General features: G+C 60.6%; 17 protein-coding genes. 7 read left to right on the top strand and 10 right to left on the bottom strand.

The annotated features are described in order from the left end of the window. Window positions 1-7: 7 nt before the first annotated feature. The 6 genes from ACR0KW_RS07855 to ACR0KW_RS07830 all read left to right on the top strand — a co-directional run bounded on the left by ACR0KW_RS07855 (window position 8) and on the right by ACR0KW_RS07830 (window position 7,193). A complete protein-coding gene (locus ACR0KW_RS07855; RefSeq protein WP_480804488.1) occupies window positions 8-505 on the top strand; it encodes a class I SAM-dependent methyltransferase in 498 nt (165 codons plus the stop codon). Window positions 506-520: 15 nt separating this feature from the next. After that, window positions 521-1,150 carry a glutathione S-transferase family protein gene (locus tag ACR0KW_RS07850; protein ID WP_480804487.1) on the top strand — a complete coding sequence of 210 codons (630 nt, stop codon included), beginning with the start codon at window positions 521-523 and terminating at the stop codon, window positions 1,148-1,150. A gap of 111 nt (window positions 1,151-1,261) precedes the next feature. Beyond that, complete coding sequence (locus ACR0KW_RS07845) at window positions 1,262-3,664, top strand: GcvT family protein (RefSeq protein WP_480804486.1); 2,403 nt, start codon at window positions 1,262-1,264, stop codon at window positions 3,662-3,664. Between the two features lie 2 nt (window positions 3,665-3,666). Next, a complete protein-coding gene (locus ACR0KW_RS07840; protein WP_480804485.1) occupies window positions 3,667-5,217 on the top strand; it encodes a trimethylamine methyltransferase family protein in 1,551 nt (516 codons plus the stop codon). Then, complete coding sequence (locus ACR0KW_RS07835; RefSeq protein WP_170545087.1) at window positions 5,218-5,892, top strand: TetR/AcrR family transcriptional regulator; 675 nt, start codon at window positions 5,218-5,220, stop codon at window positions 5,890-5,892. After that, window positions 5,889-7,193 carry an NAD(P)/FAD-dependent oxidoreductase gene (locus tag ACR0KW_RS07830; RefSeq protein WP_480804484.1) on the top strand — a complete coding sequence of 435 codons (1,305 nt, stop codon included), beginning with the start codon at window positions 5,889-5,891 and terminating at the stop codon, window positions 7,191-7,193. Before ACR0KW_RS07835 ends, ACR0KW_RS07830 begins: the two co-directional genes overlap by 4 nt. Window positions 7,194-7,227: 34 nt before the next feature. On the opposite strand, the gene ACR0KW_RS07825 is transcribed toward ACR0KW_RS07830, so the two are convergent. Then, window positions 7,228-7,617: a DUF3307 domain-containing protein gene (locus ACR0KW_RS07825; RefSeq protein ID WP_170326999.1), complete on the bottom strand. Its 390-nt coding sequence runs from the start codon at window positions 7,615-7,617 to the stop codon at window positions 7,228-7,230. A 209-nt stretch (window positions 7,618-7,826) separates the two neighbouring features. On the opposite strand from ACR0KW_RS07825, the gene ACR0KW_RS07820 reads away from it, so the two are divergent. After that, a complete protein-coding gene (locus ACR0KW_RS07820; RefSeq protein WP_480804723.1) occupies window positions 7,827-10,823 on the top strand; it encodes an ABC transporter transmembrane domain-containing protein in 2,997 nt (998 codons plus the stop codon). Here ACR0KW_RS07820 and ACR0KW_RS07815 read toward each other — a convergent pair. From ACR0KW_RS07815 to ACR0KW_RS07775, 9 genes are all read right to left on the bottom strand, one after another. After that, the gene (locus ACR0KW_RS07815; RefSeq protein ID WP_480804722.1) at window positions 10,820-11,107 is read right to left on the bottom strand and encodes an ArsR/SmtB family transcription factor; all 288 of its coding nucleotides are present in this window, start codon (window positions 11,105-11,107) and stop codon (window positions 10,820-10,822) included. The two genes, ACR0KW_RS07820 and ACR0KW_RS07815, sit on opposite strands and share 4 nt — an antisense overlap. Window positions 11,108-11,217: 110 nt before the next feature. Continuing rightward, a complete protein-coding gene (locus ACR0KW_RS07810) occupies window positions 11,218-12,450 on the bottom strand; it encodes a mandelate racemase/muconate lactonizing enzyme family protein (RefSeq protein ID WP_480804483.1) in 1,233 nt (410 codons plus the stop codon). 6 nt (window positions 12,451-12,456) lie between these two features. Next, window positions 12,457-13,551: a Zn-dependent alcohol dehydrogenase gene (locus tag ACR0KW_RS07805; RefSeq protein ID WP_480804482.1), complete on the bottom strand. Its 1,095-nt coding sequence runs from the start codon at window positions 13,549-13,551 to the stop codon at window positions 12,457-12,459. Window positions 13,552-13,633: 82 nt separating this feature from the next. Further along, window positions 13,634-14,833 carry a TCR/Tet family MFS transporter gene (locus tag ACR0KW_RS07800; protein WP_170326996.1) on the bottom strand — a complete coding sequence of 400 codons (1,200 nt, stop codon included), beginning with the start codon at window positions 14,831-14,833 and terminating at the stop codon, window positions 13,634-13,636. A 71-nt stretch (window positions 14,834-14,904) separates the two neighbouring features. Then, entirely contained in the window at window positions 14,905-15,627 is a 723-nt protein-coding gene (locus ACR0KW_RS07795) for an alpha/beta fold hydrolase (protein WP_480804481.1), read from the bottom strand. Between the two features lie 12 nt (window positions 15,628-15,639). Continuing rightward, window positions 15,640-16,428: a 3-oxoadipate enol-lactonase gene (gene pcaD, locus ACR0KW_RS07790; RefSeq protein ID WP_480804480.1), complete on the bottom strand. Its 789-nt coding sequence runs from the start codon at window positions 16,426-16,428 to the stop codon at window positions 15,640-15,642. Between the two features lie 58 nt (window positions 16,429-16,486). Next, window positions 16,487-17,461, bottom strand: coding sequence for a threonine ammonia-lyase (locus tag ACR0KW_RS07785; RefSeq protein ID WP_480804479.1), 975 nt, complete (start codon window positions 17,459-17,461; stop codon window positions 16,487-16,489). Then, window positions 17,458-18,285, bottom strand: a complete 828-nt coding sequence (locus ACR0KW_RS07780) for an alpha/beta fold hydrolase (RefSeq protein ID WP_480804478.1) — start codon at window positions 18,283-18,285, stop codon at window positions 17,458-17,460. Before ACR0KW_RS07780 ends, ACR0KW_RS07785 begins: the two co-directional genes overlap by 4 nt. After that, the gene (locus ACR0KW_RS07775) at window positions 18,285-18,971 is read right to left on the bottom strand and encodes a haloacid dehalogenase type II (protein WP_480804477.1); all 687 of its coding nucleotides are present in this window, start codon (window positions 18,969-18,971) and stop codon (window positions 18,285-18,287) included. The genes ACR0KW_RS07780 and ACR0KW_RS07775 overlap by 1 nt, the downstream gene beginning before the upstream one ends. Between the last annotated feature and the right edge of the window lie 122 nt (window positions 18,972-19,093).

The raw sequence follows: 19,093 nt of genomic DNA, 5'->3' as shown, positions 1-19,093 counted from the left end.
TTTCCCCGTGTCCGACGATCAAAGCCGACTGGATCTGTTCATTGACCGCATGGTGTCGCAACGCGCCTGTCTGGATTTCGCCATTGCCGAGACCCGTGGCATGGCAGGGCCAGTGTTCGAGTTGGGGCTGGGCAACGGGCGCACCTATCATCATATGGTGCAATACGTGAAGAACCGCCCTGTCTATGTGTTCGAACGTGCAGTGGCCTCGCACCCGGATTCGACGCCGCCGGAAGATCGCGTGATTCTGGGTGACGTGCGCGAGACGCTGCCCGCTGCGTTGGAACGTTTTGGGGCGACCGCCAGCCTGATTCATGCCGACCTTGGCGGTCATAACCGGGAAAAGAATGATGCCTTTGCCCGGCTCGTTTCGCCGCTGATCGAACCACTGCTGGCCGAGGGCGGGCTGATGGTCTCCAGCGACCGGATGTATTTCGATACGCTGACCGAACTGCCCTTGCCGCCTGATGCCGTTGAGGGGCGCTGCTTCATCTATTGCCGCTGACCCAGAGGGTTTCCCATGCTGTTTTACGATTGCTCCACTGCCCCGAACCCGCGCCGGGCCCGCATGTTCATCGCGGAAAAAGGGCTGCAGATCGAAACTCGCGACATCTCAATCGCCAAAGGGGAACAGTTCAGCGAAGCCTTCAAGGCGGTCAATCCAAACGCGACCCTTCCGGTTCTAGTCACCGATGAAGGCACGGTTTTGGCAGAAAACCTTGGTATCGCTGTGTATCTCGAAGCGCGATTTCCCGAGTCGCCGCTAATGGGGCGCACCCCGGATGAAAAGGGGTTGGTCCTGATGTGGAACAGCATTGTCGAACAACAGGGCGGCGTGCCGATTGCCGAGGTTCTGCGCAACACCCATCCCGCCTTTGCTGACAGAGCGGTTCCGGGCCCCGAGAATCACGCGCAGATTCCCGAATTGGCCCAAAGGGGCGCAGCGCGGGTTGGACATTTCTTCGATCTGCTGGAAACGCGGCTAGCGGAAAGCCCCTATCTCGCCGGGCCGGAATTCACTCTGGCCGATATCACAGCCTTTGTCTTTGTCGACTTTGCCCGCGTGATCAAGCGACGGATTCCAGAGGGGAATTCGGCCACGTTGGCGTGGCACGAAAAGATCGGCGTGCGCCCTAGCGCTCAACTTTAAACCGGTGATTTCCGCTTGCCGACCGCGTGTCGCCTGAACTGTACAGAAATGTCTAGACAGATGTGAACAGTACGTCTAGCGTCCACTCCAAGCCATGCAGGGGAGGGCGGGATGAAATCTCAGTATCGCGTTGTGGTCATCGGGGGCGGCGTTGTGGGCGCCTCGGTTCTGTATCACTTGGCCAAGTTCGGCTGGTCAGATGTGGTGATGCTCGAACGGCGCCGGTTGGCATCGGGATCGTCCTGGCATGCGGCCGGAGGTGTCCACGCGTTGAACGCCGACCCGAACATGGCATCCCTGCAGTCCTATACCATCGACTTGCTGAGTGAGATTGAAAAAGAGTCCGGCCAGAACATCGGCCTACACATGACCGGGGGGCTGACGTTGGCCGGTACGCCCGAGCGCTGGGAATGGCTGCAGGCCAACTACCGTATCTTCCAATCCATCGGCATTGACGATTGTGAGCTGCTGTCCCCGGAAGAGGCGCAGCGCCGGTGTCCGATCATGTCGACCGACGGCGTGCTGGGCGCTATGTGGGCCGATCGCGAAGGTTACATCGACACGACTGGCACGGTGCAGGCCTACGCCACGGCGGCCAAGAAACGCGGTGCCGAATACTATGAGGAAACCAAGGTCGAGGAACTGATCCAGACCGCAGATGGCTGGCAGGTGGTGACCGATCGCGGCACGATCACTTGTGAGCATGTGGTCAACGCAGCAGGTCTCTGGGCCAAGCAGGTGGGTCGCATGGCAGGGATCGAACTGCCGGTTTCGCCGCTGAAGCACCACTATCTGATCACCGACACCGTGCCCGAGGTGGCCGAGGCTGATTTCGAGATGCCGATGACCGTGGACCTCGAAGGCTTCACCTATATGCGGCAGGATCAGAAGGGCGTTCTGGTTGGCATCTATGAGGTCGACCACGAGCATTGGGCGATGGACGGCGCGCCTTGGAATTACGGCGAGGAGCTGTTTCAAGAACAACTCGACCGGATCGAGAATGAACTGACGCTGGGCTTTGAACGTTACCCCTCGATCCAGAATGTGGGCATCAAGACTTGGGTGAACGGCGCGTTTACGTTCTCGCCCGACGGCAACCCTCTGGTGGGTCCAGTGCCCGGCAAACCCGGCTATTGGTCCGCTTGCGCGGTTATGGCTGGTTTCCTGCAGGGTGGCGGCGTGGGCAAGACCTTGGCCGAGTGGATGATCCATGGCGAGCCCGAGGCAGATGCGTGGCCAATGGATGTGGCGCGCTATGGCGACTTCGCGCAGAACAAACGCTATATCCGTGAAACGACGGGCCAGTTCTATTCGCGCCGTTTCGTGATGACCTATCCGAATGAGCAACTGCCTGCGGGCCGTCCGCTGAAAATGGCTCCGGCGCATGACGCAATGACCGAGGCCGGGTGCAAATGGGGTGTCAGCTGGGATTTGGAGGTGCCGCTTTACTTCGCGCCGAAAGGGTTCGAGGAAACGCCGACGCTCAAGCGTTCGAACGCGCATGACATCGTGGCCGAGGAATGCAAGGTGATCCGCGAAGGCGTAGGCCTGCTGGATATCTCGGGCTTTTCGCGGTTCGAGGTCAGCGGCCCGAATGCCGAGGTTTGGCTGGATAAGGTCATGGCCTCGAAACTGCCCGCACCGGGGCGTGCCAAGCTGGCCCCGATGCTGGGTGAAAACGGACGACTCAAGGGTGATCTGACCGTGCTCAACTGGGGCGACGGCACGTGGTGGATCATGGGCAGCTACTATCTGCGCGCCTGGCATATGCGGTGGTTTGATGACCACATGATCGACGGTGTCGATATCCGTGACTTGGGTGAAGAATTTTGCGGCTTTGCCGTGGTCGGTCCGAAATCCCAGGCGGTGGTCGAGAAGCTGGCGGAACAGGATATCTCGGACCTCAAATTCATGGGGTGTGGCGATTTCGATATCGGTCTGGTGCGTGCTCGCGTCGCGCGCATGTCGGTGACCGGCGAAAAGGGCTACGAGATCAACTGTCGATATGGCGACCATATCAAGTTGCGTCGTATGCTGTTGGAAGCGGGGGCTGACGAGGGTATCCGCGAATGTGGCTTCAATGCGATGCTCTCGACCCGATTGGAAAAGAGCTTTGGCATCTGGTCGGCGGAGTTCACCCAGCTCTACACACCGGGGATGACCGGAATGGATCGCTGGATCGACTGGGACAAGGACTTTGTCGGCAAGGACGCAGCCGTGTCTGAACGAGACGGCAACGGCCCCGCGCAGGTTCAGGTGACGCTTGAGGTGGATGCGCTGGACGCGGATGCCAGCGGGTATGAGCCGATCTGGTCGGGTGAAGACCGTGTGGGCTTTGTGACCTCGGGCGGCTACGGGCATTACACCGGCAAGTCGCTGGCGATGGCTCTGGTCAACCAGGACAAGGCCGAGCCGGGTACCGAATTGACCGTGCATGTGGTTGGCGTTGAACGGCCCGCGCGGGTGATTGCGCCCTCGCCATACGACCCGCAGGGCAAGGCGATGAGGGGCTGAAGATGATCTCACAAACCTCAGAACGCAGCAGACGACGGCGTGGGCGCGGGGCCGAGGCCGCGCCTCCACCCACGCGCGACGTGAACTATCGCCAGCTCAGGAATCCCTTTCCGCAGATGGAAGTGTTCCCGGCCGATCAGATCGCGGACATGCACGAAACCTCCCTGCGCACGCTTGAGGAGTTGGGGGTAAAGGTCCTGTTGCCCGAAGCCCGCCGGATTTTTGCCGCGGCTGGCGCCCGCGTGGATGAAAGCACCGAGATGGTTTTCATCGGGCGCGACATGGTCGAAGCGGCCGTTGCATCGGCACCGAAGTCGATAGCCTGCCAAGCAGGAGCGCGCCATCGCGACTTCACGCTGGAACTGGGCAGCCTTGTGTTCCAGCCGGGTGCAGGGGCGCCAAACGCGACCGATCTGGAACGGGGTCGACGCCCTGCAAACGGGCAGGATTATCTGGACTTCCTGAAACTCACGCATCATTTCGACGTGTTCCAGATGATTTCGCCTCAGGTCGAGCCACAAGACGTGCCGACCCATCTGCGCCACTATTTCACCACGAAGGCTCAGATGGAACTCACGGACAAGTTCCCGTTCTTCTACTCACGCGGGACGCCGCAGGTGATGGATTGCTTTGAGATGCTGTCCACCGCGCGCGGCCTGTCGGATGACGAGTTCCGCGGCAACGCGCATTGCTACACAATCATCAACACCAACAGCCCGCGGACGCTGGACATCCCCATGGCGCAGGGTCTGATCGATTTTGCACTCCACGGTCAGATGTCGATCATCACGCCCTTTACCCTGATGGGGGCTATGGCACCGATCACCGTGGCCGGCGCGATCACGCTGTCCCATGCCGAGGCATTGGCCGCGTTGACACTGACCCAATTGACTAACCCCGGTGCACCGGTTTGCTACGGAACCTTTACCAGCAATGTCGACATGAAATCGGGCGCGCCTGCCTTCGGGACGCCCTCGCATTTTCAGGCGTCTCTGGCGGCGGGCCAATTGGCGCGGCATCTGGGGCTGCCGTGGCGATCCGCTGCCGGGTCGGCATCGAACATCAACGACGTCCAGGCGGCCAACGAAAACCAGTTTGGCCTCTGGGGCTGTCTGATGGCCGGGGCGACGGTGATCATCCACTCGGCTGGGTGGCTCGAAGGCGGGCTGACGGTGTCGTTCGAAAAAATGATCTGTGACGCCGAGGTGCTGAACATGGTCGCCGAGCTGTGCCACGGGGCTCAGGCCGGGACCGCCGAGATCGGTTTCGATACCGCCCTGCGCGAGGTTGAACCCAGCGGACATTTCTTTGCCACCAGCCAGACGATGGAGCGTTACAACACCGAATTCTATCAGCCGCACGTTCACGATTATGCCAATTTTGGCACTTGGACCGAGCGCGGGTCGGTCGATGCCAACCATCGCGCAACCGGCGTTTGGAAGGACATCCTGAACGGCTTCAAACCGCCTACCGGTGACAGTGACCGACTGGGTGCCCTACAAGACTTCATCGCGCGACGCACTGCCGAGGGCGGCGCGCCGCCGGAGAGTTGAATGAATACCAAACCGATCCTGCACAGGGACGACCCCAAGGCTGAACCTCTGGTCGGCAACGTCAAGGTCACGCGTGACGATTGGCTAAACGTGGCGATGGACGTGCTGATCTCGGACGGGGTGGACCAGATCAAGGTGCTGAGTCTGGCCGAACGGATGGCGGTCTCGAGATCCTCCTTCTACTGGTACTTCAAGTCTCGGCAGGAGTTGCTGGACGCTTTGCTGTCCCGCTGGCAAGCCACGAATACAGCCGGATTGGTTGCGCAGGCTGAGGCTCCGGCAGACACCATCACGGCTGCGGTCTGCAATGTGCATCGCTGCGTGGTGAATACCGATCTGTTCGATACGGCGCTGGATTTTGCCGTGCGGGACTGGGCGCGCAAGTCGGGCAAGGTGCGACGTGCGCTGGATCAGTCGGACGCCCGACGGCTTGAGGCTCTGCACGCCATGTTCGCGCGTTATGGCTATTCCGAGATCGAAGCGGAAACCCGCGCGCGCGTTCTGTACTACATGCAGATCGGATACGATCTGGCGCAACTGAACGAGCCGATAGAAACGCGGATTTCGATGGTGCCGCATTACCTGTACGCGTTCACCGGCGTCGAACCAAAACCTGAAGAAGTTGAGGAATTCAGCGCATATTCCCTGCGCTGCTGGAAAGGAGATCTTTCATGAGCCAACCAGACGCAATCATCATCGGCACTGGTGTCATCGGAGCCGCCATCGCGTTCGAGATGGCAAAGGCCGGATGGAAAACCCTGTCGCTGGATCGCAATTCACAGGTGGGCCATGGCTCGACCGCGGGGTCCTGCGCCATCATTCGGATGCACTACTCGACCTTCGATGGCACCGCTTTTGCGTGGGAGGGGTATCACTATTGGCGCGACTGGGCCGAGTATCTGGGCCTGCCTGCAGACGCCAATCTGGCGCAGTTCCGAGAGACCGGCACTTTGGTGATGAAAACAGATGCCAACGGGATGCTCGAAAAGCACATGAAGAACAGTGCCGATCTGGATTGTCCGTTCGAGGAATGGTCGCCCGAGCAAATCACCGAGCGCCTGCCAATCTATTCGCTGGACAGCTTCGCGCCCGCGCGTCGCATGGACGACCCGGAGTTCGGCCAGCCGAACGGGCGCAAGATGAAGGGCGGTGTGTATTGGCCGCAGGCGGGGTATGTCACCGATCCGGCCTTGTCGGCGCAGAACCTAATGGACGCGGCCAAACAGCACGGAGCTGAAGTGCGCACCGGTGCTGAGGTGATTGAAATCCTGACCGACGGCGGCCGTGTGGCCGGGGTCAAACTGGCCTCGGGCGAGGAGCTTCGCGCCAAAGTGGTGGTGAACGTAGCCGGGCCGGGCTCGGCGATCATCAACAAGATGGCGGGTGTGTTGGATGACATGACCATCGAAACCCGCCCCCTGCGGCAGGAGGTGGTGCACGTCCCCGCGCCCGAAGGGTTCGATTTCGAAAACAACGGCACCATCGTATCGGACAGCGATATCGCCTGCTATTGTCGCCCCGAGCATGGCAACCACATTCTGGTCGGTTCGGAAGATCCGGAATGCGATCCGCATCAGTGGTGCGAGGACGACGTGCACTACAATCACGACTTCACCGACCAGTGGACGACGCAGGCGATGCGTTATGCTCAGCGAGTGCCCAGCCTGGGTATCCCGTCCAAGACGCGTGGGGTGGTCGATCTGTATGATGCGTCGACCGACTGGATTCCGATCTATGACAAATCCAGTCTGCCGGGGTTCTACATGGCCTGCGGCACCAGCGGGAACCAGTACAAGAATGCGCCGATCGCGGGCAAGATGATGGCGGCCCTGATCGACTATTGTGAGGGCGGTGCAGATCACGATGCCCAACCGCTGCAATTCGAACTGCCCTATATAAAGCGGATGATCGACGTTGGCTTCTATTCCCGCAAACGCCCGATCAACGAAGAAAGCAGTTTTTCGGTTCTGGGCTAGCCGGTCGGGGAATTCGCCGCAGGGTTAGGTTTGATCAGGCGGCGAAACTCACCCAGGCCCAGACCATCGCGATATAGGTCAGGTTGTGCATGAACTGGTCCAGCCCGGCTGCCCGCCAGAACGCGGCCTGCGTCGGTGACAGCTGTCTCTTGTCCGAATAGGCGGCTTTGGCAAAGTCGATATTGAAATGCACGATCCATTCCAGGGCGGCAATGATCAGGATAAATGACCACGGCGCCCCGAACAGCAGAAAGACAATGACTGATCCAACAACATGCACGCCGGCATGCTGCGCACGCCCCCAGTGAAAATACTCACTGCGCCCGGACAACATTTTCGGGGTCTGGAGGTAATAGTCCGCAAACATGTGTTTGATCTGCAATAAGCAGAGCATCAACAGTACTGCGCCTATGCTGGCAGTCAAATTGTTCCTCCCGATATCGTCCTGAAGCGAAGCTTAGGGGCTAAACCGTTGCGGCGCAAATGAACTTGTTCACACACGGCAGAAATATGGTCAAACTGGAAACTATTTGCGTCACATGCCACGATTGCTGTAAATTCAGTGTGTTTGATTTGCGGCACTTTCTTCAGGATCGGTGATCCAGAACAGGGGCAGGTTCCATAGAACGTTCAATTTTCCGGTTTATTTGGAAGTACTCCAAACGCGACCAGCTGGTTCTGCTGGCCGTGACCTCTACGCTGTTTCCGTTGTTGTACCTCACGCTGGAACTGCCCAAGCGCATCATCAACGATGCGATCGGTGCAGCCAGCCCGGTGGTCGATGTCCTAGGATATGAACTGCCGCAGACAACATTTCTGATCCTCCTTTGCGGTGCATTTCTGGTGGCGGTGCTGGCGCATGGCCTGATGAAGATGCGTATCAACACCATGAAAGGCGTGCTGAGCGAACGGATGCTGCGCCGGTTCCGGTATCAGCTGATCAACCGCGCTCTGCGGTTTCCCCAGCCCTATTTCGAGCGGGTCAGCCAAGGCGAGATGGTGTCGATGATCACCGCCGAAAGCGAGCCGATGGGCGGTTTGATGGGTGACGCGATCAGCCAGCCGGTGTTGCAGGCCGGTCAGATGATCACGATCCTCTCCTTCCTGTTCCTGCAAAGCGTCTGGTTCGGGCTTGCCGCTGTGGCGCTGATCCCGCTGCAGGCCTGGCTGATCCCCAAGCTGCAGCGTCAGATCAACCTGCTGAACAAAAAACGCATTCAGGAAGTCCGCGTTCTGGCCGCACAGATTGGTGAAAACGCCGCGGGGGCCTCGACCCTGCGGGGCAATGGCGGCTGGCGCTATCGCCGGGCGATGATTTCGGATCAGCTGGGGCGGCTGTTCACGATCCGCTTCGAGATTTACCAGAAGAAATTCTTCATGAAGTTCATCAACAACTTCATCTCTCAACTGACGCCCTTCATGTTTTATCTGGTCGGCGGCATTTTGGTGCTACAGGGTTCAGTTTCGTTGGGGGCGCTGGTGGCGGCGCTGGCGGCGTATAAAGACCTGAGCTCGCCGTGGAAAGAGCTGCTGACCTATTACAATCAGACGCAGGATATGTCGCTGCGGTGGGACGTGGTGATCGAACGTTTTGCGCCGCCGGGGATGCCGGATGAAAAGCTGTTCGAGGGTGAGCCCGAATCCTGCCCGCACCTGAACGGCGATATCGTACTGGATCGGGTTTCGGTCCGGGATATGGACGGCAATCAGGTGCTGGATGATCTGAACCTCACCTTTGCAGGCGGGCAAACCATTGGTATCGCCGCCCCCAGCGAAGAAGACAGGCGCGCCGTGGCCGAGCTGCTGACGCGGGAAATCCTGCCCAGTTCGGGCCGGGTGGAAGTGGGTGGCGAAAATCTGGCGACCCTGCACCAAGGTATTGTGGCCGCGCGCATCGGTTATGCCTCGTCGCGCCCGGTCCTGTTTCAGGGCACGTTGGGCGACAACGTCATGATGCCCATGCGTCAGAGGCCGCTGACAACTCAGATCGACGACCCCGATTTTGCCGAAACACAGCGCGCGGGCAACAGCGCCGATCCATACAAGGCGGACTGGCTGGACCCGTCCTTGGCCGGATTGGACAGCCCCGAGGCGTTGCGCGATTGGTGGCTGCATCTGATCGACGGCATGGGATCGGGTGCCGCTTTGTTCCAGCGCGGGTCGGATCAGGTTTTCGACGCTGTCGAACACCCGGAACTGGCGCAGAAACTGGTCGAGCTGCGCCCGCTCGTGCAACAGGCGATGCAAAAGGCCGGACTGGGGCAGCAGGCGCTGGTTTTCGACTGGTGCACGTATAATTCGGCTTTGCCGGTTGCGGAAAACCTGCTGTTTGCCACCCCTCGGGTTCCTGTCACGCAAGAGCTTCTGGCCCGCCAGACCGTATTCCTTGGCCAGCTGCGCGAGTTGGGGCTGGACAAAACGCTGGTCAGCCTGACTCAGGACGTGATCGAGATGCTGCGCCAGATCTTTGGTCTGGATGGAACAGACCATCCGTTGTTCCGCAAGCTTGGTCTGGAAGCCAAAACCTATGAGACTGCGCTTGAGCTTGTCGAGAAAACCCGGAGCGAGGGCGTGTCGGGGCTGGATGACGAAAAGCTGGCGAACCTTTTGGCGGTGCCGTTCGTGATCTCGGCCGAGCAGATCGGACCTGCTTTCACGGATGAACTCAAAAACCGCATTCTGGAACTGCGCCATAGTCATTCTGAAAAACTGTTGGAGCGGTTGCAGGATGTCTTTTTACCGCTGCATAGAGATGCCTTCGCTCCCGGCCTGACGGTTATGGAAAACGCGCTTTTCGGCAAGGTTAGCCAGATTGGCGGCGGTCGCTCGGACGAGGCGCGCAAGCTGATCGTCGATGTGTTGGACGAAAACGGCGCGCGTCCGCTGGTGGTCGAGCTGATATTTGACGTACCTGTCGCGATCGGTGGTCAGAACCTTCCTGCCGTTTTCGCCGAGCCGCTGGCCTTTACCCGCGCGACGATCAAGAAGCCGGACATCCTGATCCTGGAAAACGCGCTGGCCAGCTATGACATGGCAACTCAGGTCGCCGTCTATAAAAACCTGCGCGAGTTGCTGCCGGATACGACCGTTATCTATCTGAACGACCATTTTGAAAACCCGGACAAATTCGACAATTTTGTCGAAATCAGGCAGGGTCGGGTGGTGTCGGACGAAGGAGATGTCACGGTGGAAGAGGACAGCGCCGCCTCGGCCGATCTGGCACGCAAGCTGCGCGCGTTGGAGCAGACACCGCTGTTTTCCGGTCTCGACCGCAGACAGCTGCGCCTGCTGGCTTTTGGTGCGCGCTGGTACGATGCCCAGCCAGGTGAGGTCGTGTTCCTGAAAGACGACCAGCCCACCGACGGCGCCTATGTGGTGCTGGAGGGCGAGGCCGGGCTGTACCTGCCGCAGATGGAAGGCCCGGATCAGTTGATCACAAAGGTCGGACCGGGTGCTCTGGTTGGGGAACTGGGTCTGATCCGCAAAGAACCTCGTGCGCTCAGCATGATCGCCGAGACCGAACTGTCCTGTCTGCGGATCGGTGAGGAAGAATTCCTGGCCGTGGTCGAAAACGACGCCGCAACTGCGTTCAAGCTGTTGCAGGTGATTGCGGGTTACGTCTCGAACTAATTGTCCAGCTTGCAGAACAGGTCATACAGCAGCCCGATGACCTGCGCCGTGTTGCCGTCCTGCAGCGAGTAATAGATCGTTTTGCCATCCCTTCGGGTCGAGACCATCCGCTCCTGACGCAGGCGGGCCAGCATCTGGCTGACGGCGGCCTGCCGGATTTGCAGCAGGTCCTCAAGCTCACTGACCGATTTTTCGCCTTCGCCCAGATGGCACAGGATCATCAGCCGCCCCTCGTGCGCCAGCGTCTTTAGAAAGGCCGCAGCCCGTGCGGCGTTTTCCTGCATGTCTGCCGGAGCTTCAGGATGTGCGCTTGTGGTGTCTTTGGCTGTGGTGGTCACGCGCGGCCTGTTTTGTGATGGGGTTGGCGCAATATGCCCCAAATTGGGTTTGCTTGTCACCCCTCGGTTGCGGGCGCGCCGCCCTGAAAGGCGTTACCGTTGACATAGTCGCAGGGCTCTTCCTGCATTTGCAGGTGCAGGCCATCGCCGGTGTAGGGATGCGCGCGGGCCAGATCTTCATCCACCTCGATCCCCAGACCGGGCGCGGTTGGGGCGATCACAAAGCCGTCGTCCACGCGCAGAGTGCCTTTGATCAGGGCGTCGTGGAAGGGGGTTTCGATGGTTTCCAGCAGCAGAAGGTTCGGGATCGACGCGGCAAGGTGGATATTGGCGGCCCACTCGACCGGCCCTGCGTAAAGATGTGGGGCCATCTGCGCGTTGAACACTTCGGCCATGGCGGAGACCTTCTTCATCTCCCATATGCCGCCTGCGCGACCCAACGCGGGTTGCAGAATCTCGGCGGCCCCTGCGCGCAGGACGGCCCCGAATTCGGCCTTGGTGGTCATGCGTTCTCCGGTGGCGACGGGGATGCGGACATTGCGGGCGACCCGGGCCATGTCCTCAATCATGTCCGGCGGGGTGGGTTCTTCGAACCACAACGGGGAATACGGCTCCAAAGCCTGACCCAGCCGGATCGCGCCCGCCGTGTTGAACTGGCCATGGGTGCCGAACAGCAGATCGGCCTTGTCGCCCACCGCTTCGCGGATCGCTTTGCAGAACGCGACCGACATCGAGATATCGGACATCGCCGGCATATGCCCGCCACGAATGGTGTAGGGGCCTGCGGGGTCGAATTTCACCGCCGTGAACCCGCGCCGCACCATCTCGGCAGCGCATTCTCCGGCCTGTTGAGGTGAGGTCCAGAAATCGGTCAGGTTATGCTGCGGCAGGGGGTAGAGGTAAGTATACGCGCGGATGCGTTCGCTCATCAGTCCGCCCAGCAGGGCATAGACCGGGCGGTCGCGATCCTTGCCCAAAATGTCCCAGCAGGCGATCTCAAGCCCCGAAAACGCGCCCATGACGGTCAGGTCGGGGCGCTGGGTGAAGCCGCTGGAGTAGGTGCGCCGGAACATCAGCTCGATATTCTCGGGGTTTTCGCCCAGCATATGCCGTTCAAACACATCGCGGATCACGTGCTGCATCGCCTCGGGGCCGACCGAGGACGCATAGCATTCGCCCCACCCGGTGATCCCGGTATCGGTGGTGACTTTCACCAAAATCCAATAGCGCCCACCCCAGCCTGGCGCGGGTGGTGCAGTGACGATGATGTCGAGGTCTTGCAGTTTCATCCGCCGTTACCCCCTATCGAACAGGATCACGTTGCGCTTGGCCGATCCGGTCTTGGTGTCCTCGATCGCCTCATTGATCTGATCCAGAGACCATCGGCCCGAGATCAGCTCGTCCAGCTTCAGCCGCCCCTGTTCGTAGAGGTCGATCATCCATGGAATATCACGCTGAATGACCACATCGCCCATTTTCGAACCGACCACGCCTTGTCCCAGTGCGGCCAGCACAACGGGTTCGTAGCTGGACATATCGCCCGAATGCGGCATGCCGATCATGATGGCTTTGCCACCCCGGCCCAAATAGCGCGGGGCTTGATCGTAGGCTGGTATGGCACCAACGGTGATCAGAACCGCATCCGCGCCGCGCCCGCCCAACGCCTTGAACGCCGCCTTCCAAGGTTGCTTGAGGCTAGCCAGAACCCCATGCGTTGCACCGAACTCTTTGGCGATCTCCAGTTTCTCTTCGGTCATGTCGACCGCCACGATCCGTCGCGCACCGGCAAGGCGTGCGCCCTGAATGGCGTTCAGACCAACACCGCCTGCGCCGATCACAACCACATCCTGACCGGGGCGGAGCTTGGCCGCATTCACCGCTGCACCAACACCGGTGATGACGCCACAAGACAGCAGGCTGGCGACATCCTTGGGCATGGTATCGGGGATTTTCACGATCTGCCGGTGGCTGACCACAACCTTCTCGGCAAAGGCCCCGCAGGCCATTGCCTGATCCAAGGGGCCGCCATCCGCCGTGCGCAGCGGGCCATTGACCGAGTCGTAAGGCGTCTCGCAGATCGTCGGCTGACCGCCTGCGCAGGACGGGCAGGACCCGCAAGCGCGGATCAGAGTGACCACGACCGCGTCGCCCACCTCAAATCCGCCGACCGAGTCTCCGGTCGCGGTAATCACGCCAGCGGCCTCGTGCCCGTAGACGGCAGGCAAATACCCGCCCCAAGCGCCGCTGGCGTAGGTAATGTCCGAATGGCAGATCGCCACCGCATCCAGTGTAACCTCGACCTCTCCGGCGCCGAGCGGTGCAATCTGGATGTCTTCAATGACCAAAGGTTCGTTGAACGCCCGGCATACGGCGGCTTTGATGGTTTGCATTCTTGTCCCTCGCTCCCTTTTGTCCACGGTGGCGCGGGAAAGTCAGTGTCGCAAGATGGAAACCGTCATCCGGGTGTCGTTGTTACGCCACGACAGGACGCGACCGCAAAAACAATGCGAATCCGAAGATCATCAAGAGCATCGCCAACAGGAACGGTGCCCCGGGCAGGTAAAGCGACGCATCAGCCTGAGCGAACTGCGCGAACACGCTGGTCATCACCAGCGGGGAGATCACCATCGACAGCGCGTGCAGAGAGGTAAGCACCCCCTGCAACTCGCCCTGCTGAGAATCCGGCGTGGCACGGGATGTCAGGGCCTGCAGGGCAGGTGTGACAACCGCCCCAAGCGCTGTGACCGGGATCAGCATCAGGGCAATGAAGCCATTGGTCAGGAAAGCCAACAGCAGGAAGCTGGCGATCTCGAACCCCATGCCGTAGATGATCGTGACCCGCTCACCCAGATACCGCGTTGCGGGTCGGATCAGGCCCCCCTGAACAGCGGCCATGCCGATGCCGTAGACACCCAGCGACAGACCGATCATTTGTGGTGACCAGCCGAAACGTTCCGTGGTGAAATAGGCCCAAATCGCGGGGTAGACATAAATCGACACCGAATACAGGAAATAGACCCACAGCATCGGGCGGATGCCGGGCAGTGTGGCAATGGCGCGCAGCGAGTTCACCGGGTTGGCGCGGCGCAGGCTGAAAGCCCGGCGGGTTTTGTCGGTGACCGTTTCGGGCATCACCAGCAGACCGACCAGAAACGTCAGGGCTGACAGACCGGCGGCGGCCCAGAAAGGGGCGCGGGTGCCGTATTCGCTTAGCAACCCGCCGATCACCGGGCCCAGCACGAAGCCTACGCCGAAGGCTGCGCCCAGCAGACCGAAATTCGCAGCCTTCTCATGTGGTTTCGACACATCCGCCATGAACGCAGCGGCGGTGGCATGGGTGGCCGCCGTGATGCCGCCAATGATACGCCCGGCTAGCAGCAGCCAGATGCTGCCTGCAATGGCCATCACCACGTAGTCCAGCGACATCACGAACAGCGACACCAACAAAACCGTGCGCCGCCCATAGGCGTCAGACAGGTTCCCCAGAATCGGACCGAACACAAACTGCATCGCTGCGAATGCGGTACTGAGGACACCACCCCAGATCGCCGCATCGGCTAGAGTGCCGCCCTGAACCTCGACAATCAGGTCGGGCATGATCGGCAACACCAGACCGATGCCCATGGCGTCGATCATGACCGTACCGAGAACGAAAATAAAAGGCAGACGCATGGCACCCATTCGCGAGTTTCGCCCGGACCCTATCATGCTTGGTTCACATGTGAAGTGTCTGTTACGCGGGGTTATGCTGCCGGCAGCTTTTGTTCCAGATCGTCCAGAATTTCCGCCAGATGGCGAGGGTGCGAAAAGAACGGAGAATGGGAGCTGTTAATCGTCGCGCGCAATTCCTCGGGGGCGACGCGACTCATTTCTTCTTCGTATTCCGTCGGGATCGTGTGATCATCCGTTGCGCGGATATAGGCCTTGGGGACACGCGTGAAATTCTCGGTCAACGGCAGAGGGGTTTCCTGCGGGGTAATCGCCTGCGGGCACAGGCGCGCGAAGGCAAAGGGCACGATCTCGGGCGGGCAATCGTGGTAGAAAAGGTTGCGCACTTTTTCTGGCCTGACCGTATAGGACAGGCCGTCGATGGATTTTTCGACCGCATCGACAATCAATTGGCGTGGGGCCCGTCTGCGCATTTCAACCATGGACAGACCGTCCCTTGGAACATAGGCGCACAGATAGATCAGCGCGCGCATGGCTTTGGGGTTTGCCTCTGCGGCTGCACTGATAGGATAGCCCCCCCAGGAGTGGCCGACCACAACCGTTTGCGGGGTCGAGGCCGACAGCACCGTATCCCGGCAGCTCTCCAGCGTGACATCGGCGATCGGTGTCGGGTCCGAGCCGTGGCTGGGCATATCGATGGCCCGCGCCGAATGGCCCAGAGCCTCGAGCGCGGGGATCAGATCGCGCCAGCACCAGGCGCCGTGACAGGACCCATGGACCAACAGAAAATCTGCCATTGTCACGCTCCTTCAAATATGTCCGATGTCGGTCAGGAAACCGCGCAGCAGGGCCGCGTATTCCGCCGGTTGTTCGACGCAGGGCAGATGACCCGCCCGGCGCATCAGTTCGAATTTCGAGCCGGGGATCAGGTCGATGGTTTCACGCACCAGATCCGGCGGGGTCGAGCCATCCTCGCTGCCGGCAATCCCCAGCGTGGGCAGGCGCAGGCCGCTGGTAGGGGTGTAGAAATCTGTGCCCGAGATTGCGGCACAGCAGCCCAGATACCCGTCCACCGGCTGCCGCACCATCATGTTGCGCCACAGCAGATGATCGGGGGCGGCACGGAATTTCTTGGAAAACCACCGTTCCATCGTCGCATCGGCCAAGGCTTCGATACCGCCCTGACGCACCGCTCCCATCCGATCCTGCCAGATCGAGGGAATGCCGATCTTGGCAGCCGTGTTCGACAGCACCAGCGCGCGCACCTGATCCATCCGCTTCACCGCCAGACCCTGCGCGATCAGCCCGCCGATGGACAGGCCGACAAAAACACTATCCCGCACGTTCAGGTGATCCAGCAACGCCTCGGCATCGCGTACCAGCGCGCCCATGGAATAGGGGGCCGGGGGTTGCGAGGACAGCCCGTGTCCGCGCTTGTCATAGCGGATGATCCGCAGCCCTGCGGGCAGGTAGGGCAACATAGCGTCCCAAAGGCGCAGATCGGTGCCAAGTGAGTTGGCAAAAACTATCGGCGCACCATCCGGATCACCATCGACCCGATAGTGCAACTGCACTTCACCAAGATCCAAGATCTGCATGACTCAATCCCCGTCGTCATACGTTAAGTCGTCACAGTGACCCAATCATTGATCCATGTCAGGTCAGGTATTCCAGTGCTTTTCCAAAGACTTCGGGGTCCGTATTGCCCCCCGAGGCCACAACGATCACCGCATCGCTGTCGATTTCGTCGCTGCGAAACAGGGCCGAAGCAAGCGACACCGCACCGCCCGGTTCCAGCACCAGTTTCAGCCGCAGGAAGGCCTGCGCCATGGCCCGCATCGCTTCTTCTTCGGAGACCGACAAGCCCGGCCCGCACAGCCGTTTCAGAATCGGAAAGGTAATCTGTCCTGGCTGCGGCGTCAGGATCGCGTCGCAGATATTGCCCGAAGTCGCGTTGTTGTTCTGGATCTGACCCGTCGCCAGCGAGCGTTTGACATCGTCGAACCCCTCGGGTTCACACGGGCGGGCGCGCAGGCCGGGCGCATGAGCCTCCAGTGCCAGCGCAATGCCCGAGGTCAGCCCACCCCCGCCGCAGCAGACCAGCACATCGGCCTGTTCAACGCCCATTTCGGCGGCCTGTCTGGCAAGCTCCAGCCCGGTGGTGCCCTGACCGGCAATCACCTGCGGTTCGTCATAGGGGCGGATCAAGGTCAGGCCGCGCTCAGTGGCCAGCGCCTCACCAATCTCTTCGCGGCTTTCGTTGGCGCGGTCGTACAGAACCACTTCGCCCCCCAGCGCACGGGTGTTGTCGATCTTCAGCTGCGGCGCGTCCGAAGGCATAATAATCACCGAAGAAGTCCCGTGCCGCGCGGCGGCATAGGCCACACCCTGCGCGTGATTGCCCGAGGAAAAGGCGATCACGCCGCGTTTCCGGTCCTCCTCGTCCAAAGCCGAGATCGCCGACCACGCGCCTCGAAACTTGAAGCTGCCGGTATGTTGCAGGCATTCGGGCTTCACCAGCACCCTGCGTCCGGCCAGTTCGTCCAGAAAGGGCGAACTCAGCAGGGGCGTTTCCCGAACGTGGCCCTTCAGCCGCGCGGCGGCGGCTTCGATCATTTCCAGTGTGCTCATGCGGCGTCCAATACCTTGCGGATAAGCTCCAGTGACTGCGATTCATCCAGAAACGGAACATGCCCGCGATCCGGAACTTCTACAGAGATAAGACCGGGATGGCGCTTGTGCATTTCGGTCAGCGTGTCCATGCCCAGCACGTCCGAGTTCGCGCCCCGAATGACGCCGGTGGGGATGTCGCGCAGCGCCTCGAAGAACATCCACATATCCGGGATGGCCCCGGCAGCGGCCTGATCCAGCAAGGCTTTGCGTAAGGCGGGATCATAGCGCAGGGCCAGCCCGTCGTTGGTCTGTTCATACTGAATCGCGGCTTGCAGACGCCACCGGCTGAGGGGGACGCCGGGGAAATGCGGCTCCATCACTTGCTGCAGGGTTTGGGCGACTTCGTCATAGGTCTTCGCCACCGGCTGCCGACCGACATAATCCATGATCTTGGCCATGCCCGAGGTCTCGATCACCGGCCCCACATCGGTCAGCACTACGGCGGACAGGCGCTCGGGGTGGCTGGCTGCCAGAGCCATCGCAATCAGACCGCCGCGTGAGGTGCCCAGAACGGCCACGCGATCCAGCCCCAGATGATCCAGCAATTCAATGGCGTCGTGGGATTCGCGCAGAACATTGTAGTTCATGAAATCCGGGTCAAACTCCGACTGCCCGCGCCCCCGGTAATCCATCGTGATCATACGCAGATCGGTGATATGCGGCGCGAGGAACGAGAAATCCCGGCTGTTGCGGGTCAACCCGGCCAGGCACAATACCGGGGTTCCGGACCCGGTGTCGGTATAGTAGAGGCGCCTGTCGTCGGAAGTCGTGAAGAAAGCCATTAAAGTCCAGCCAGTTGAGTGATCGTCGTCAGGTCGGACAGTACATGCGCTGGTGTCCATGGCAAGCGGTCCATCGGTTCTTTTGCCCGATTGACCCAGGCGGTCACGAAGCCATAGCCGCTGGCACCTGCAGCGTCCCAGCCGTTCGAACTGACAAACAGTACCTCATCGCGATCTCCGCCAAACCTTTGCTGTACCAGATCATAGACACTGGAATGGGGCTTGAAGACGCCGACGCTTTCGACTGACAGCACATCGTCCAGGACGTCGCCGATCCCGGCCGACTGCACCGCGCCATCCAGCATGGGCAGCGACCCGTTGGACAGGATCGCGGTGTTCAGCCCTCCGGCTTTCAGATCGGCCAGCATTTTCGGGACCTCGGGGTAGGCCTGTAGCTGCCAATACAGGTCCAACAGGCGCTGGCGCAGGACCGGGTCGCCCTCCAGCCCGGTGGCCTCAAGCGCCCAGTCCAAACCATCTTGCGTCACATCCCAGAAATCGGCATGGGCGTCGGTGATCGCGCGCAGCCAGGTGTATTGCAACTGCTTTAGCCGCCAGTGATTGGCCAATTCGGGCCATTTCTGCTGCAATTCCTCGAATCCCGGTTCGCCCGCCGCCTGTCGTGCGGCGGCGGCGACATCGAACAGCGTGCCATAGGCGTCAAAAACGCATGTGGTGATTGGCATCAGTACCCCTCCCTTGATCGCGCGCAGGTTGGCACAAGAGTTGCAAGCACAAAAGGGGGGAGGGTTTACAATGCCGTGTCACACCCTAGGCTTGGCCGCTTAAACCCCTAACGGCCGGAGGC

It is taken from the genome of Ruegeria sp. CG11 (assembly GCF_056537245.1).
This window is presented reverse-complemented; position numbering and strand designations above follow the sequence as displayed.

Coding starts and splice junctions, on each gene's coding strand:
- ACR0KW_RS07850 (WP_480804487.1), top strand. CDS start 521: ATGCTGTTTTACGATTGCTCCACTGCCCCGAACCCGCGCCGGGCCCGC.
- ACR0KW_RS07845 (WP_480804486.1), top strand. CDS start 1,262: ATGAAATCTCAGTATCGCGTTGTGGTCATCGGGGGCGGCGTTGTGGGC.
- ACR0KW_RS07840 (WP_480804485.1), top strand. CDS start 3,667: ATGATCTCACAAACCTCAGAACGCAGCAGACGACGGCGTGGGCGCGGG.
- ACR0KW_RS07835 (WP_170545087.1), top strand. CDS start 5,218: ATGAATACCAAACCGATCCTGCACAGGGACGACCCCAAGGCTGAACCT.
- ACR0KW_RS07830 (WP_480804484.1), top strand. CDS start 5,889: ATGAGCCAACCAGACGCAATCATCATCGGCACTGGTGTCATCGGAGCC.
- ACR0KW_RS07815 (WP_480804722.1), bottom strand. CDS start 11,107: ATGCAGGAAAACGCCGCACGGGCTGCGGCCTTTCTAAAGACGCTGGCG.
- ACR0KW_RS07810 (WP_480804483.1), bottom strand. CDS start 12,450: ATGAAACTGCAAGACCTCGACATCATCGTCACTGCACCACCCGCGCCA.
- ACR0KW_RS07805 (WP_480804482.1), bottom strand. CDS start 13,551: ATGCAAACCATCAAAGCCGCCGTATGCCGGGCGTTCAACGAACCTTTG.
- ACR0KW_RS07800 (WP_170326996.1), bottom strand. CDS start 14,833: ATGCGTCTGCCTTTTATTTTCGTTCTCGGTACGGTCATGATCGACGCC.
- ACR0KW_RS07795 (WP_480804481.1), bottom strand. CDS start 15,627: ATGGCAGATTTTCTGTTGGTCCATGGGTCCTGTCACGGCGCCTGGTGC.
- pcaD (WP_480804480.1), bottom strand. CDS start 16,428: ATGCAGATCTTGGATCTTGGTGAAGTGCAGTTGCACTATCGGGTCGAT.
- ACR0KW_RS07785 (WP_480804479.1), bottom strand. CDS start 17,461: ATGAGCACACTGGAAATGATCGAAGCCGCCGCCGCGCGGCTGAAGGGC.
- ACR0KW_RS07780 (WP_480804478.1), bottom strand. CDS start 18,285: ATGGCTTTCTTCACGACTTCCGACGACAGGCGCCTCTACTATACCGAC.
- ACR0KW_RS07775 (WP_480804477.1), bottom strand. CDS start 18,971: ATGCCAATCACCACATGCGTTTTTGACGCCTATGGCACGCTGTTCGAT.